Here is a 15941-nt window from a genome sequence, read left to right as displayed (position 1 = left end):
CCGGGCTGCCGCCGAGTGGCACGCGTCGCGCCTTTTCCTGGAATCCCGACCTGCCGTCCGGGTCTTGGTCTCGCTGCCGATCCGCTGGAACTTGTCGGTGGTCGTCGGCCGGCCGGTGGCAGTGTCGGCGACGCCGGTCGCGCGGACGTAGCTCCCCTTGCCCGGCATCCACAGTCCCGCGATGACGCCGGGGATGCCGGCCGTCCGGCGGACGTCCTTGATCGCCCTGTCCAGCCGGGCGGTCGGCTCGGGGCCGAGACCGTCCGGCGGGCACTCGTCCCCGTCGTACCGGACGACGCCCGCGGCAGGGACGGCCGTGGCGGGCACCGCTGTCATCGGGGCCGGCACGGACGCCGCGAGCATCGCCGCGGCGAACAGGCGGCGGGAGGGGTGCGTCGCATGTGGGGGTGCTTCTTCCAGCTCAAGGACTCGGATGGCAACGTCGCCCCCCGAGCCCCGGCTGGAGGCCCCGTCCCGTACGCCGTCCGGCGAGTCCATTCGTCCGGCGCCACCCGGGGCTCCGATGCGGCCTCGGCCGCAGGCCCCGGCGACCTCCGGTTCGGCCCTCGCGGGTACCGCACCGGCTCGCTCCGGTCGGGCGGCGAGCAGTGCGCGGCGGGTCGCCCGCGGGCGCCGCCTACGGCCGCAGCTGGGCCGCGAGTGCCTCGGCGACCTTCCTGAGCGACTCGCCGGCCAGGGCCGGGTCCGCCTTGGTGACGGGCCATCCCTGGGATACCACGAGCGCCAAGTCGCCCTTGCCCGCCACCGCCACCCGTGCGACGGCGACCGTGCCCCGGCCCGGGGTGACCCTGGTCTGGCCGATCCCGGCCTTGTCCTTGGAGAACGCCGTCACCTCGGCGGCGCGGAGGTTGCCGAGGTAGGCGATCTGAGGCAGTGCCAGGTTCACCGCCACCCCGCCCTCGGACGCGGCCACGAGGTCGATCTCCACCGGGGCTTCCGAAGCCGTGAAGTTGCAGACGACGGACACGTTCGGCGGGACGGCGGGGTTGGAGGGGACCCCGGACGGCGTGGGCTGCCCGCTGGGCCAGGCCTCAGCCGGCCGGCCCGGGTGGACGGTCCCCTGAACCGCGGGGTGGCCGCCGGACGTCGCCGGGGTGACGGTCCGTTCGGCACCGGCCGTCTTCAGCGCCGCCGCCGGGTCGAGGCCGAACGGGCAGGCCGACGTACCCGTCAGCTGCTTCGCCGTCGAGGCGACCCGGTCGTAGGACAGCCTCTCACCGCCCGAGGCGGCCCCGCCGGAACTCCCGGACGAGGAACATGCGCTCCCGGCAAGGGCCATCCCGGCCGCGCCGGCCAGGGCGAGAATGCGGCGGTACTTGGCTACAGCGGATGGGTGCGGGTCGACTAAGCGATCAGCTGTCATCCGGTCAGCCTAACTAACTCGTGGGTGGTCTCGGCGCTGGTACTGCGGCGACCACAGACCTACGGACAGCCAGGCTTCGCGTGCTTCCGGAGGCCGATGGCGTCCAGCCGCCGGTGCAGGCGATGAACTCGGCGCCCAGCAGGCTGCCCATGCCCGGCATGCTGGTGATCGCCGCAGCGTGTGCATGCTCGCGGAACAGTGCCTCGATCAACGCGTCGGTGCGGGCGATCTCCTCGGCCAGGTCCATCACCGCGGTGGCCAGGGTGCGAACTATGGCCCCTGCAGTCCTCTCGCCGGGAATCACCGTGTGCTGGGCCCGGGCCGCCTCCGGCGCGGCGGCCGCCACCGCCGGGGCGTGGCGCACCTTGCGGTTCGCCAGCCAGGGGCTCAGGCGGGACTGGCCGGTCCGGCGCAGGGCAGCCGGCGTCTGGTAACCGGTCAGCATGACCAATGCGGCCTTGGACGTGCTGTAGTTGACAGCACGCTCCAAGGCGGTGAAACAGTCCAGGAGCTGGGCGCGCAGCCGGTTGATCGAGCGGGTCCGGTCGGCGGTGAGGTCGTAGCGGCGGGCGGTGAGGATCCTTAGGTCGACGGCGATCTCGTCCTGTTGCTGCAAGGGCAGCACGTCGCGGCGCATGCGGGCCTGTTCGGCGATGACGTAGGCGTCCTTGGCGTCCGTCCTGCCGTCGCCCCGGTAGGAGCCGGAGGCGTGGTGGATGGTCCGGCCCGGGATGTAGAGGATGCTCTGCGCCGGAACGACGGTTCGACTCAGTACACGAATGGACTGTTCGACGTCACCGTGCGTGCAACCGGTCCAATGCCAATTGGCTCTCATCGTCCGCGGCGCGGCAGATCATCAACCGCTGGTCCGGATCTTGGAGTGGCATAAGCACTTCGAAGTGCACGGCGATCACACCGGCGCCCGGATGCCGCATCACCTTGTGTCCGCGGCCGTTGACCTTGATGTCTCGCTCGGCCCACAATCGCGCGAATTCCTCGCTATGAGTGGTGCATTCGGTGATGAGGTCGGTCAACGCCTGGTCCTCCGGGTGCGCGGCCCATGCTGCGCGCAGGTGGGCGATTCCCTCCCGCACGACGCGTTCGCGGTCGACATAGAACTCGCGTATTTCCGGGTGTACCAGGCACAGCCACATCGCATTGCGCTGCGACGGCGGCAGGCTGTCGAAATCCAGCAGCAGCCTCGCCATTTCTTCGTTCCAGGCCAGGATGTCGTAGCGGTGGTTCATCAGCATGGCCGGCAGCGGCGACAGGTCGGCGACCAGCCGGGCCAGCGGCGGCGCTGCAGTGGTGGCGGGCTTGTCGGCGTTGCGGGGGCGCTGCTGGGCCAGGTTGAAGAGGTAGGCGCGTTCGTCGGGGGCCAGGCGCAGCGCCCGGGACAGCGCCTCCACCACGTGCGCTGAGGGCCGCAGCCCGCGGGCCTGTTCCAGTCGCACGATGTAGTCGATGCTGACCCCGGCCAGTTCGGCGACCTCTTCGCGGCGCAGTCCCGGGGTCCGCCGGGCCTGATGACGCGCCGGCAGGTTGAAATCGCGCGGGTCCAGGCGTTCGCGCCGGGTCCGCAGGAACGCGGCCAGCTCCTGTGTCGCGTCCACGGTGCGGGTCGTCATGTTCGACCCAACAGCCAGGGTAGGACTGGTATTCCCAGGAACTTCCTTCCCTTATCCCCGGCTCGCGGCGGTCACAGACTTGTTCCCGATAACGGATCACAAGCACAGGAGGACACCATGTCGCTCACCCTCGACACCTACCGGCTGCTGGGCCGCTCCGGGCTACGGGTCTCACCGCTGGCGCTGGGCACGGCGACCTTCGGCACCGACTGGGGCTGGGGCGCCGAGCAGGACGAGGCGCGTAAGCTGTTCGACCTTTACGTCGAGCGTGGCGGCAACTTCATCGACACCGCCAACACCTATACCAATGGCAGCTCCGAGCGCCTGCTGGGCGAGTTTACCCGCGACAACCGCGAAAGCCTGGTGCTGGCAACGAAATACACCACGCTGCGCCGGCCCGGCGACCCGAATTCCGGGGGCCCTCACCGCAAGAGCCTGTTCGCGTCGGTGGAAGCCAGTCTGCGACAGCTGAATACGGACTACATCGATCTGCTCTACCTGCACGTGTGGGATTTCACGACACCGGTCGAAGAGATCCTGCGCGGCATGGACGATCTGGTCCGGCAGGGCAAGGTCTTGTACGTGGCGATCTCCAACGCCCCGGCCTGGCAGGTGTCGCGCATGCAGGCGATCGCCGACCTGCGCGGCTGGTCGCCGCTGGTCGCCCTGCAGATCGAATACAACCTGATCGAGCGTACCGGGGAGCGTGATCTGATCCCCATGGCACGCGAGATGGGGTTGGGCGTAGTGCCGTACTCGCCACTGGCCGGCGGGGTGCTCACCGGTAAGTACAGCCGCGACGACCTGACCGCGACGAACGCCGCGGTCGACGACGGCACCCGTAAGAATTTCAACATCGCCAACGGCGGGCTCACCGAACGCAACTTGGACATCGCAGATGTCGTGAAGGACGTCGCCACCGAGCTTGGCCGCACAACCGCCCAGGTCGGGCTGGCCTGGACCCTGCGGAACCCGGATGTGACGGCATCGCTCATCGGCGCCCGCACTCTCGCGCAGCTGGAAGACAATCTGGGCGCTCTGGAAGTCGACTTCACGGCCTCCCAACTGGCCCGCCTCGATGAGTCCAGCGCGATCGGACTCGGCTTCCCGCACGACATGCTCGCCAGTGACAGGATGCGTGCGGTAACCCACGGCGACCTGAAGATCGAACCCCGCCGCTGATACCCGATCGAGCCCCGAGGGCAGCACCCCGCGATCGGCAACCGCGGGGCGTAGGGGCGTAGCTTGCGTGGCCGGTCTTGCGAAGGGCAAGGCAGTGACCGACGCGCAAGCCCTGTCCCAGACGTCGATACCGCACTAGGAAACGTGCGTTGAGGCAGTGACCGACGCGCAAGCCTTGTCCCAGATGTGCATACCGCACTACGAAACGTGCGTTGAGGTGGCGAAAGCCGACCTCGCCGTCATGCTGGAGGAGCCGCGTAAAGCTGATCTCGAGTCGAAGTGCTGGTGGCCGGGTTCGCCTTTGCCTGGCGTGGCGTCGATGTCATGGATGTCGACGGCGAACGGCACGGTCTCGTAGCCGGGCCACGATGCCACAGTTCCCGAAGGGCCGCCTCTGCCAGAGACTCGTCGTCGGGCTCGGTGTGTCCGCCGCTTTGAGGGCGGGTGGGTCGGTTCCGACGAATCAGGCGGGTCGCGTCGAGGCCGTCCGGTGGGCGCTCGGCCCTTGTGCCTGGTCCCGGGCCGGCCTTGCAGCGCCGTCCGTGGCGGCCTCGTGACCTAGGCTGCCTCGTCCGTTCGAGGGCTGTCCTCCGCCCGGTCCTCCACTGGTAATGGCGCGTTCATGTACACCGGTGTGCCTGCATCGTCGCGTCCACGCCAACTTGAGCACCTGCCCACCCTCGTGACCAGGCACTTCCCCTCTCATTACTTCAGCTTTATCGGCGCAATCCAGCCGCATTTCGCGCCGCGCGTTACTGCGGACGCTATGTGGATCAAGATCACTGAGTCTCTGTTCACTATTGCTCCCAGGTGATTCACCATGCGCGCACAAGCGCGAAGACTCGTCACGGCCTTCCTGGCCTTTGTTCTCCTCGTGATAGCGGCTGCCGCCCCGTCCTGGGCGGCGCCCCGGGACCGGCCGGGCGGGCCCGGAGCGGGCGTCGCCCAGGTCGAGGCCCGTACGGCCGAGGACCTGCCCGATCCGCCCAAGGCGATGACGCTTGCCGAGCGCCGCAAGCAGGTCGCGAAGGACCGGCACGAACTGTCGCCCATGCGGGGCTACATGACGGCGCCTGAGCGGAAAGCCAAGGGCACGTCTCACGGCCGGCCGGACACGGAGCGCATCGAGCGTGGCCCCGCCGCCGAGACGGGTACGGCCGCGCAGCGCCTCGCCGCGGCGCCCGGGAACCCGATCTCAGTGTCGGCCTGGGCAACCGCGTACCCCGGCATGCTGTCGATCGGCGGGCAGGTGAAGCTGCCGCAACGGGGATCGACGTACACCGGGATGTGGCTGTACGTCCTGGACGAGGCGGGTTCCCCCGTCGTCCAGCAGGAGATCAAGAAGTCCACCGACGACCCCAGCGGGGACACCCCGGACACCGGCGCCTGGTGCTACGACTGGTGGTCGAGTAACTCCTACCCCACCGACCAGTGCTTCTGGTGGGCCGGCAGTGAACTGGGCGGAATCCTGGCGGACGGCAAGAAGTACTACGCCTGGGTCTTCCTGAACAACGCCGACGGCTCGAGCCCGGGCGGCACCACCTCGCCGTTGGTGGAGGCCTTCTACACGCCCGGCATCCCCGGCGCGGCGGCGGGCATCTGCACCTGTTACGCCCAGGCCCACCGCGCCGACCCGGTCAACACGGCAACGGGCATGTTCTACGAGCAGCTCACCGACGCCTCTCTGACGGGCCCTGGTGTGCCGCTGACCCTGGAGCGCACCTATCGGTCGGACTCGACCGCCACCGGTCTGCTGGGGCGCGGCTGGACGACGCCGTTCGACGCGCGGCTGACCCTCGCGACGGGGAAGGCGACGTACCGGACGGGCGACGGCGCGTCGTTCGTGTTCACGCAGGCGAGCGATGGCACGTACACGGCCCCGGCGGGCACGACGGCCAAGCTGGTCAAGGGGACGAGTACGTACACGGTCACCACCCCGGACCACACGGTGCGGACCTTCGACAGCGGCGGTCTGCTGACCTCCGTGGTCGGCGCGGCGGGCAAGGGCCTGAGCCTGACGTACGCGTCGGGCAAGCTCGCCTCCGTCAAGGATGGCGCTGGCCGCACCACCTCCTTCACACCCGGCGCCGACGGACTGCTGTCCAAGGTGAGCCTGCCGGACGGCACATCGGTCTCGTACGGCTACACCGACGGCCTGCTGACCTCGGTAACCGACCCGGCCGGCAGGATGTCCTCGTACACATACGACACGAACAAGCGGCTGTCGTCCTACACCGACCCGGCGGGCGGCAAGGTCAGCAACGTCTACGACAGCACGGGCCGCATCAAGTCCCAGACCGACCAGAACGGCAAGACCAGCACGTTCGCCTGGGACGGCAAGAGCGAGTCGCACACCACCGCGCCCGACGGCGGCGTGTGGACGGACGTCTACGCCAGCAACGTCCTCATGGAAACGATCGACCCGTACGGCAAGAGCATCACCTACGACTACGACCGTCAGCTGCGCCCTGCCGCCATCACCGACCAGCGCGGCAACACCACCGAGATGACGTACGACACAGCGGGGCGGATGCTCACCCGCACCGCGCCGGCCGCGCTCGGCTACAAGGAGAGCTGGGTCTACGACACCGCAGGCAACCTCACCAGCCACACCGACGGCCGCGGCAACAAGACGACGTACGCGTACACCGCGAACCGGCTGACGTCGGCGACGGACCCGACGGGCGGCAAGACCGTCTACACGTACACCGCGCTCGGCTCGCTGGAGACCGTGACGAGCCCGCGCGGCAAGGTCACCACGTACGGGTACGACACCGCGGGAAACCGGACGTCGGTCACCACGCCGCTGGGCGAGAAGACGACATTCACGTACGACAAGGCGGGCCGCGTCCTGACCAAGACGGACCCGCGTGGGAACGTCTCCGGCGCCGACCCGGCCGCGTACACCACGAAGTACACCTATGACGGCCGCGGTCTGCTCAGCTCGGCCACGGACGTCCTGGGCCGTACGACGACCTACGAATACAACGGCGCCGAGCAGTTGACGTCGGTGCGCAACCCGGCGGGCGAGACCGCCACGCTCGGCTACGACGACGCGGGGAACCTGACCCGAACCACCGACCAGGCGGGCAAGTCCCTCACCCGCGCCTACGACGCGAGCGGACGGCTCGCCTCCGAGACCGACGCGGCCGGCGGCCGGACCAGCTACACGTACGACAAGGTGGGCCGGCTGCTCAGCAGCGTCTCGCCGCGCGGGAACGTCTCCGGCGCCGACCAGGCCGCCTACACCACGTCCTACGCTTACGACGCGGCCGGCAACCTCACCGCGACCACCGGTCCCACCGGCGCGACGACGAAGACGACCTACGACGCGATCAACCGGCCGCTCGTGGTCACGGACCCGCTGGGCCACACCACCGGCTACACCTACGACGCCAACGACAACGTCACCAAGACCACCGACGCCGCGGGCAAGACGACCACCGCTGTCTACGACAAGAACAACCGCCTCAGCAGCAGCACTGACCAGCTGGGCAAGACCACGACCTACGCCTACGACACCGACGGCAACCTGCTCAGCCGCACATCCCCGCTCGGCCACAAGTCGAGCTGGACCTACGACGGCGACGGCCGCCAGGCCACCGCGGTCGACCCGCGCGGCAACGCCATCGGCGCCGACCCCGTCCAGTACACGACGACGTACGGCTACGACCCCGCGGGCAACCCCACCAAGGTCACCGACCCGCTCGGCGGGGTGACCACGACCGCCTACGACGCCCTCGGCAAGGTCGTCGAGCGCAAGGACGCCGACGGGCGAACCACCGCCTACGGCTACGACGACCTGGACCAGCTGACCAAGGTCACCGCCCCCGGCGGCGCGGTCACCGCCTACGGTTACGACAAGCTCGGCAACCTCACCGAGCGCACCGACGCGGGCGGCCACGTCACCGCATACGGCTACGACGCGGTGCACCGCCTCACCTCGGTCACCGACCCGCTCGAACGCAAGACGACCTACGCGTACGACGCGGAGGGCAACGTCACCGGGAAGACCACGCCCCGCGGCACCACGGGGTACACCTACGACCCGCGCGGTCTGCTCACCAAGATCGACTACTCGGACGCCACCCCCGACGCGACCTTCGGCTACGACGACGCCGGGCAGCTGACCGCCCGCGCGAACTCCAAGATCTCCGAGGACTTCGTCTACGACGCGGTCGGCAATCTGACCAAGACGCGCGGCTTCGCCTACACCTACGACGCCGCTGGGCAGATGCTCACCCGCAAGTACTCCGACGGCAACACGAGCACGTACACATACGACGCCGACGGCCACACCGCGACAATGGCGGCCGACGGCAAGGTCACCACGTACACCTGGGACCCGGCGGGCAACCTGGTCAGATCGGCCCTGCCCAACACCGAGACCGAGGACCGCACGTACGACCGGGCGGGCCGGGTCACCGCCGTGACCGCCACCAAGGCGGGCGCCACGGTCACCAACACGGCGCTGACGCTGTCCGCGGCGGGCCTGCCCTCACGCGTCGACGTCACCCGGGCCGGCGTCGGCACCGGCGGCTACGACCTCACCTATGACGCAGCCGGCCGACTCACCTCCGGCTGCGCGCCGCAGCCCTGGGTCACCGGTTGCCCCGCGGGCCGCGCCACGTCCTACACCTACGACAAGGTCGGCAACCGCCTGACCTCCACCCTGGGCACCGCCTCGACCAGCTACGCCTACGACGCCGCCGACCAGCTCACCTCGACCACCACCGGCACCACGACCACCGCCTACGACCACGACGCCGAGGGCAACCGGACCAAGGCTGGCGCGGACACCTACACCTACGACCTGGCCGGACAGATCTCCGCCGCCACCGCCGGGGGCGTCGCCTACACCTACGACCACGACGCGAGCGGCAATCAGATCACCACTGTCAAGGACGGCGCGGTCACCAACCGCACCCAGTGGGACCCCAACGCACCCTTGCCGATCCTGGCCACCGAGTACGACAGCGCCTGGGCGGTCAAGCAGTCCTACCGCTACGACCCGCTCGGCCAGCCCACCGCCACCAAGACCGGCGCCGGGGCGCTCTTCTACTACCACCACGACACCCAGGGCTCCCCGGTCGACGTCACCGGTAGCACCGGGACCCTCCACCAGCGCTGGGCCTACGACTCGTTCGGCACCCGCGTCCTGAACACCACCACCAGCGGCGCGCCCGCGAGCACCCCGTCGTACACCGGGGCCCGGTACGAGACCAGCACCGGCAGTCTCGACCTGCACGCCCGCCAGTACGACACCGCCACCGGCCGTTTCACGCGGTCCGATCCGGCGGCCCGGGACCTGTCGACGCCGTACGTCTCCGCGTACGCCTACGCCGACAACGTGCCCAGCGTGCTCACCGACCCCAGCGGTCTGACCCCCGACGACCCGAACAACGACCGGGTCGACAGCCTCGGCGAAGCGATCGGTATCTTCGGCGACGCCTTCGTCGACGTCGCCAAGTCACCCTTCGTGTTCCTCGGAGACCTGGAGGACGCGTTCACCGGTGAGAACGGCGGCGCGGGCGCGTTCGTCGACAAGTACCTTCCCGTCCGGCCCGCCTACCGGCTCTACCGCGCCGAGTACATGCTCCGGCAGCAGGGCTGCGACGCGCTCGCCGACCTGTACGCGGAGACTGCCGACGAACTCGCCCAGCAGCTGGTCCTCACCGGGGTAGGCGGGCTGACGGGGTGGCGGCGGTCCGCGGTGGCCACGGAGCGGGAGCTGCAGTCCGGCGGTTCGTCCTTCCGGCGGCCGCGCAGCGAGATGGACTTCGAGCTGGAATGGGCGGACCACGCCTATAACGCGATCCGCGCCGACGCCCAGCTCGACCGGGTGGCGCAGACCGCGGCATCGCGCGGCTATTCCGCGGCCGACATCAATCAGATCTACAACCACCTGTTCACCGAAACGCATCAGCTCGACGCGGGAATGCTGCGATTCGACGCCAATCCGCGTATCGCCAGGGCCTGGGAACGCCTCCAGAACGGAAATCCACACCCCAGCGATTTCGATCTGCTCGCGCATGAACTGTACGAGTCGAACTGGATGCGTCAGCACGGCGACCAGAACTATCGCCGCGCCCACCAGGCGACCCTGGACGCCGGCCACACCTGGGACGAACATGCGCCCGCGGCAGACGGTATAGGGTTCAGGTGATCAAATCCCTGGCGCGAGCGAACTGGTGGAAATCTCCGTGACAGCATCACTGACGTGCAGGATGATCCACTCTCTGGAAGCGGGATCCGTCTACGCCTGGGAAAACGCGGAAGGGGGCACCGGAAACATCCTGATCGAGCCGGAAGGCTCAGTCGCTCGCCTCTGCACACCGGAGGGAATAATCCTCGGCGACATGCTCCTCGACAAAAACGTCGGGAATGTGGAAAACCCCGACCCGGACCCGAAAGTCCGCCGCTCTTTCCTGATGGCGGCGTCGGTGATCTTCCAGGAGGGGGAGCGGCAGGGGCGACTGCCTGACAAGATCACCCGTACCTACTGGTAGGCGCCACGTCACCACCCGAGAGGCCGTGCTCTCCCAGAGCCCGGCCTCTCGGCATTCCACTGGGAAATGTGCTTCGGCTCATGAGCGGCGCGGGACTCAGTGGACGTCCCTGCCGGGGAAGCTGCACCGCCACTCAGCCCCGCGTGGCGGCTGCGTTGATCTGCGAAAACGAGAGTGCTGTCGGTGATTGCCGCCAACTTGGTCCGGGAATGCTCCGGATCTTGCGCCACGGAACACCTCCGCTCGCGCGGGATGCACAACTCCCCGTGCTCCCCGGTTACCTATTGCCTCCAGCCGACCCCCACGAGGAGGGAGCCATGCCCGAAGTGCCCGGCATCCCCGACACGTCCGGCCGCTCCCGACCAGCCGGATCCTGACATGGTCATCGATTCCTTGCCGAGCGCGGTGTCCTCTGGGCCTCGCCTATGGGCTGGTAACGCCCGGACGCGCACGAGCAGGTTCTCTGCACGGAACAGGCATGCGAGCGGATCTGGGCCGTGGAGCACGCCGAGATGCTGAACATGTCGGAAGCCTGCCCCCGGCCAGGCCGTGCCCGTGCCTGTCAGGCGGCGTTTCCCGCCGAGGCCCGGGCGGCACCAGGGACCGGGACGGCGCCCGTGTCCTCGGCGACTGTGGCCTTCGCCGGTGCCCCGATTCCGAGCTTCTCGAGGATCTTCTTCTCGATCTCGTTGGCGAGGTCGGGGTTGTCCTTGAGGAAGTTGCGGGCATTCTCCTTGCCCTGGCCGAGCTGGGCGCCCTCGTACGTGTACCAGGCGCCGGCCTTGCGGACGAAGCCGTTCTCCACGCCCATGTCGATCAGGCCGCCCTCGCGGCTGATGCCCTGGCCGTAGAGGATGTCGAACTCGGCCTGCTTGAAGGGCGGCGCGACCTTGTTCTTGACGACCTTGACGCGGGTGCGGTTGCCGACCGCGTCGGTGCCGTCCTTCAGGGTCTCGATGCGGCGGATGTCGAGTCGCACCGAGGCGTAGAACTTCAGTGCCCGGCCGCCGGTCGTGGTCTCCGGGGAGCCGAACATCACGCCGATCTTCTCGCGGAGCTGGTTGATGAAGATCGCGGTGGTCTGGGACTGGTGCAGTGCGCCGGTGATCTTGCGGAGTGCCTGGCTCATCAGACGGGCCTGCAGACCCATGTGGGAGTCGCCCATCTCGCCCTCGATCTCGGCGCGTGGCACCAGGGCCGCGACGGAGTCGATCACGATCAGGTCGATCGCGCCGGAGCGGATCAGGATGTCGACGATCTCCAGCGCCTGTTCACCGTTGTCCGGCTGGGACAGGATGAGGTTGTCGGTGTCGACGCCGAGCTTTTTGGCGTACTCGGGGTCGAGTGCGTGCTCGGCGTCGATGAAGGCCACCGAGCCGCCGGCCTTCTGTGCGTTCGCTACTGCGTGCAACGTCAGGGTCGTCTTGCCGGAGGACTCCGGCCCGTATACCTCCACCACGCGGCCGCGGGGCAGACCGCCCACGCCGAGCGCCACGTCCAGCGCGGTCGATCCTGTAGGGATCACCTCGATGGGCTCATTGGGCCGCTCGCCGAGGCGCATGACCGCGCCCCTGCCAAATTTCCGCTCGATCTGTGCGAGCGCCGTGTCCAGCGCCTTTTCGTGGTCGGTTCCTGTCATGAGCTTTCACCCGGTCCGATTGTGTGGCACGCCGCACGTCGGAGAACGTGAGCGTCTACTGCCGACAACGGACGCTCGGAGATCCCAGTAAGCGAACATCCGATCGATTTGCGTGTCCAGTGAAAGGTACCAAACAGAGGGGAGCGGGACGGGCGGCGCACCGGACCGCTCCGGACGCAGACCGCGCCGCCGCCCGCTTTCCCTCGCTGAACCGCGGCGCCGTCGAACGTCGTCACTGCTCCCGACACCCGAGCGAGGGCGCGGCGACGGAGCGGTTCCTGGAGTTCCAGGACTCCTGGGGGACGAAGTATCTGGCGAACGTGAAGCCGTGGTCCGACGCCTGGGCCGAATTTGTACCCTTCCTCTCCTTCGACGTCGAGATACGCAAGGTCCTCTGCAGCACGAACGCGATCGAGAGCCTCGACGCCCGCATCCGCAGGGCCGTCCGCGCCCGTGGTCACTTCCTCAACGAAGCCGCCGCCCTGACGTGCGTCTACATGGCGCTGATGAGCCTGGACCCGACCGGCAAGGGCCGCAAGAGGCGGACCAGGCGCTGGAAGGCTCCCCTGAACGCCTTCCAGATCGCCTTCGAAGGCCGCCTCACCCTGAGCAACAACTGACATCTCAACACCCAGGATCAGCCGTTAAGTTGACGCACCCACTCGCGGACGACGTCGGCCTTGACGCAGCGCGCCGGAGTCCGCCCGGGTCACCACGGGCGTGCAGCGTGGTCGGGCCGATGGCATCCCCGTTGCGATCTCCTGGCGAAATGCCGGGTGGTGGTGGGTCAGGCGGTGGGGTTGGGGCCTAGGGCGATGTCGAGGAGGGCGCCAAGCTGGTCGAGTTGGTCGGGGGTGAGGGCGCTGAACGAGGCCGCGGTGATGGCGTCGAGCGCGGCCTGGCCCTCGGCCAGCAGCCGTGCGCCTTCCTCGGTGAGCCGGTGGCGGACGGCGCGTCCGGGGCCTGGTACCCGCTCGATCAGGCCGCGCTCGGCCATGCGGGCGGCCAGCGATCCGAAGGACTGGTCGGTCTGGAAGGTCAGCACGGCCAGGTCGTGCAGCGAGGCGTCAGGCTTGGCGTGCAGGTGCCGCAAGGTGTCCCACTGGACCAGCGACAGGCCGAGCGGCGCCAGCGCCCGGTTGGCGGCGCGCTGGTGCCGGTGCTGGAGACGTTTGACGGCCAGGCCGACATCGGAGGGTTCGCGCATGGCCACAGTCTACTCCCGATCCAAGGTTGCTTAGATACGAGACCTGATCTAAGGTTCCTTATATAAGCAAGCTGAGTTACAGAGAGATGGAAGACGATGAGCGCCCCCGTTTTGGCCGGTTCCCTCCGGCCCACCCGCACCTCCGGCTACACCGTCGCGTCCCCCGCCGGACCGGTCGAGATGACCGTCCAGGACCGCGACCGCACCCGTCCCTTCCTGCTCCTGCACGGAGGCGGCGGCATGCCCACCATGGCCGGCTTCGCCGACCGCCTCGCCGAGCGCGCCCACACCCGGGTGCTGCTGCCGACCCACCCCGGTTTCGGCGGGACCCCCAAGGCCGACGGCCTCACCGACGTCACCGCGCTGGCCCGCGCATACGTCGCGCTGCTGGAGGAGCTCGACCTCACCGACGTCACCGTCGTCGGCAACTCCTTCGGCGGCTGGCTCGCCGCCGAGATCGCCCTGCAGGAAAGCCCGCGCGTCAGCGGCGCCGTCATCGTCGACGGCGTCGGCATCGAGGTGGACGGCCACCCCATGACCAACCTCGCCGGCATGACATCGCAGCAGATCAGCACCTACTCCTTCCACGACCCGCGCAAGGCACCCGTCGCGCCCGCCGGCCAGGCCGGACCAAGCCCCGACCTCCAGGCCCTGATCGGCTACACGGGCCCCACGATGTCCGACCCGACGCTCGCCGACCGGCTGGCCGACCTCCACCTGCCCGTCCACGTCATCTGGGGCGAGAGCGACGGCATCGTCACCCCCGACTACGGCCGCGCCTACGCCGCCGCCATCCCCGGCGCCGCCTTCACCCTGCTGCCCCGCACCGGCCACCTCCCGCAGCTGGAGACCCCCGAAGAACTCCTCGGCGCCATCCTCGACCTCGACCTCGGCGCCTGACCCACCCGGGCAACCGGCCCCCCAAGAGCAGGAGAGACCATGCACACCCCCCTTGCCGTGACCCGGATCGGGCACGCCTGCCAGCTGATCGAGATCGGCGAGACCCGGATCCTCACCGACCCCTGGTTCACCGAGACCGCCACCTACCACCCCGGCGAACAGCTCGCCACGACCGTCGCCGGCCTCGGCCGGATCGACGCGGTCGTCGTCAGCCACGAGCACTACGACCACTGTGACCTCGACGCCCTGCTCGACGGCGGCTTCGACCTCTCCGTCCCGCTGATCGGCCCCGGCACCGTCGCGACCATCGCCCGCGCCAAGGGCTTCCGTGACGTCCGCGCCATCGAGGCATGGGAGGCGACGACCGTCGGCCCCCTGGTGGTGACCGCGACCCCCGGCGAGCACGGCGTCCACGAGGTGACCTTCGTCCTCCAGGCCGAAGGCCGCACCGTGTTCTTCGGCGGCGACTCGCTACGCGTCCCCGAACTCGACACCATCCCTGACCGGATCGGCCCCGTCGACCTCGCCATCCTGCCGACCAACGGCCTGTGCGTCCGCCCGCTCGGCATGCGGCAGTTCGTCATGGACGCCGAACAAGCCGCCGGCCTGACCGCGGCGCTGCGCCCCACCCTGGCGATCCCGCACCACTACGCCTTCCACAGCGGCCGCCTCGGCGACCGGATGATGACCAAGACCGACCCCGACCCCCGCCACTACGCCGACGCCGTCGCCCGCCTCGCCCCGGACATCGAGGTCCGCATCGTCCTCACCGGCGAGCGCGTGCTGGTCCCGTAAGCGCCGACGAGCAGTACATGCCACTGCCACCCCTGAACCGGGGTGTTGCAACGACCACTGGAACCTGAGCCAGGCCGGGACCCTGTCCCGTGTTCCCGGTGCTCATCAGGTCCGTCAGGTCCTGGGTGAGTCCGATGGTGTGCCGGCCTGCGTCGCCCCCCACGGGCTCACCTCGGCCAGCAGCGAGGTGAACGGCCGCACCGTCGCACAGCGCTCCAGCAGCTGCTTGCGCCAGGCGGTGTCCGCGTCCTCGACCGTACCTCGGGCAGCAGCTCGCCGAGCTCCACGATCGCCTTGGCCAACTGCTCGCGGGTGACGAGCCGCTCGATCCGCTCCGCTCCCATGCCTGAGCCACACTCAGCGGCACTGGTTCCCTGCCACCCTCGCCGCCGTCACTCTCGATGGGGACGTCGAGGAACACGGAGGGCGCGTCCCTCACCTTCGCCGCCGCCTTCCGCAGGCGCAGCAGCCGGGCCTCCCTGCTTCCCGGCGCGCGTGGTCAAGGCACTCAACGCCCTCTTCGCGCAGTACGCCTCGCTGGACGAAAGAGACACAGAGGTACCCCTCGACGGACGAAGGCCGTCGAGGGGATAGGCGAAGTAGCGCTCGGCGAGCCGGCTCCCGACATGTGCCCGAGCCTGTGAAGTCGGCTTCGCGAACCGGCGTCGGCATGTCCTTCGGGGTGCAGAAGCTGATG

Annotated in this window: 10 protein-coding genes and 2 pseudogenes; 6 read left to right on the top strand and 6 right to left on the bottom strand. The window is 69.1% G+C overall.

Annotated elements, in window-relative coordinates:
• Positions 1–54: 54 nt before the first annotated feature.
• The 4 genes and pseudogenes from QF030_RS05610 to QF030_RS05595 form a co-directional block, all read right to left on the bottom strand.
• Positions 55–336, bottom strand: a pseudogene (locus QF030_RS05610) (serine hydrolase); the annotation flags it as partial.
• 301 nt (positions 337–637) lie between these two features.
• Positions 638–1384, bottom strand: coding sequence for a hypothetical protein (locus QF030_RS05605; RefSeq protein ID WP_307161530.1), 747 nt, complete (start codon positions 1382–1384; stop codon positions 638–640).
• Positions 1385–1397: 13 nt separating this feature from the next.
• Positions 1398–2219: an IS110 family transposase gene (locus tag QF030_RS05600; protein ID WP_307161529.1), complete on the bottom strand. Its 822-nt coding sequence runs from the start codon at positions 2217–2219 to the stop codon at positions 1398–1400.
• Entirely contained in the window at positions 2179–3012 is an 834-nt protein-coding gene (locus QF030_RS05595; RefSeq protein WP_307161528.1) for a helix-turn-helix transcriptional regulator, read from the bottom strand. The genes QF030_RS05600 and QF030_RS05595 overlap by 41 nt, the downstream gene beginning before the upstream one ends.
• A 117-nt stretch (positions 3013–3129) precedes the next feature.
• Here QF030_RS05595 and QF030_RS05590 point away from each other — a divergent pair, with 117 nt between their 5' ends.
• The 3 genes from QF030_RS05590 to QF030_RS05580 all read left to right on the top strand — a co-directional run bounded on the left by QF030_RS05590 (position 3130) and on the right by QF030_RS05580 (position 10703).
• Entirely contained in the window at positions 3130–4194 is a 1065-nt protein-coding gene (locus QF030_RS05590; protein WP_307161527.1) for an aldo/keto reductase, read from the top strand.
• A gap of 994 nt (positions 4195–5188) precedes the next feature.
• Positions 5189–10360 carry a DUF6531 domain-containing protein gene (locus QF030_RS05585; RefSeq protein WP_307167478.1) on the top strand — a complete coding sequence of 1724 codons (5172 nt, stop codon included), beginning with the start codon at positions 5189–5191 and terminating at the stop codon, positions 10358–10360.
• A gap of 37 nt (positions 10361–10397) precedes the next feature.
• Entirely contained in the window at positions 10398–10703 is a 306-nt protein-coding gene (locus QF030_RS05580; protein WP_307161526.1) for a hypothetical protein, read from the top strand.
• A 562-nt stretch (positions 10704–11265) separates the two neighbouring features.
• On the opposite strand, the gene recA is transcribed toward QF030_RS05580, so the two are convergent.
• Positions 11266–12342: a recombinase RecA gene (recA, locus tag QF030_RS05575; protein WP_307161525.1), complete on the bottom strand. Its 1077-nt coding sequence runs from the start codon at positions 12340–12342 to the stop codon at positions 11266–11268.
• 248 nt (positions 12343–12590) lie between these two features.
• On the opposite strand from recA, the pseudogene QF030_RS05570 reads away from it, so the two are divergent.
• A pseudogene (locus QF030_RS05570) lies at positions 12591–12962 on the top strand (transposase); the annotation flags it as partial.
• Positions 12963–13129: 167 nt separating this feature from the next.
• On the opposite strand, the gene QF030_RS05565 reads toward QF030_RS05570, so the two are convergent.
• Positions 13130–13549 (bottom strand): MarR family winged helix-turn-helix transcriptional regulator, encoded by a 420-nt coding sequence (locus QF030_RS05565; protein ID WP_307161524.1) that lies wholly within the window; start codon positions 13547–13549, stop codon positions 13130–13132.
• Between the two features lie 96 nt (positions 13550–13645).
• On the opposite strand from QF030_RS05565, the gene QF030_RS05560 reads away from it, so the two are divergent.
• Both QF030_RS05560 and QF030_RS05555 read left to right on the top strand, forming a co-directional pair.
• Positions 13646–14449 carry an alpha/beta fold hydrolase gene (locus QF030_RS05560; protein WP_307161523.1) on the top strand — a complete coding sequence of 268 codons (804 nt, stop codon included), beginning with the start codon at positions 13646–13648 and terminating at the stop codon, positions 14447–14449.
• A gap of 39 nt (positions 14450–14488) precedes the next feature.
• Positions 14489–15244, top strand: coding sequence for an MBL fold metallo-hydrolase (locus QF030_RS05555; protein WP_307161522.1), 756 nt, complete (start codon positions 14489–14491; stop codon positions 15242–15244).
• The last annotated feature ends 697 nt before the right edge of the window (positions 15245–15941 follow it).

The organism is Streptomyces rishiriensis (genome assembly GCF_030815485.1).
Taxonomy (GTDB): Bacteria; Actinomycetota; Actinomycetes; order Streptomycetales; family Streptomycetaceae; genus Streptomyces; species Streptomyces rishiriensis_A.
Note: the sequence above shows the minus strand (reverse complement) of the source record. Positions and strands in the feature narration are given on the sequence as shown.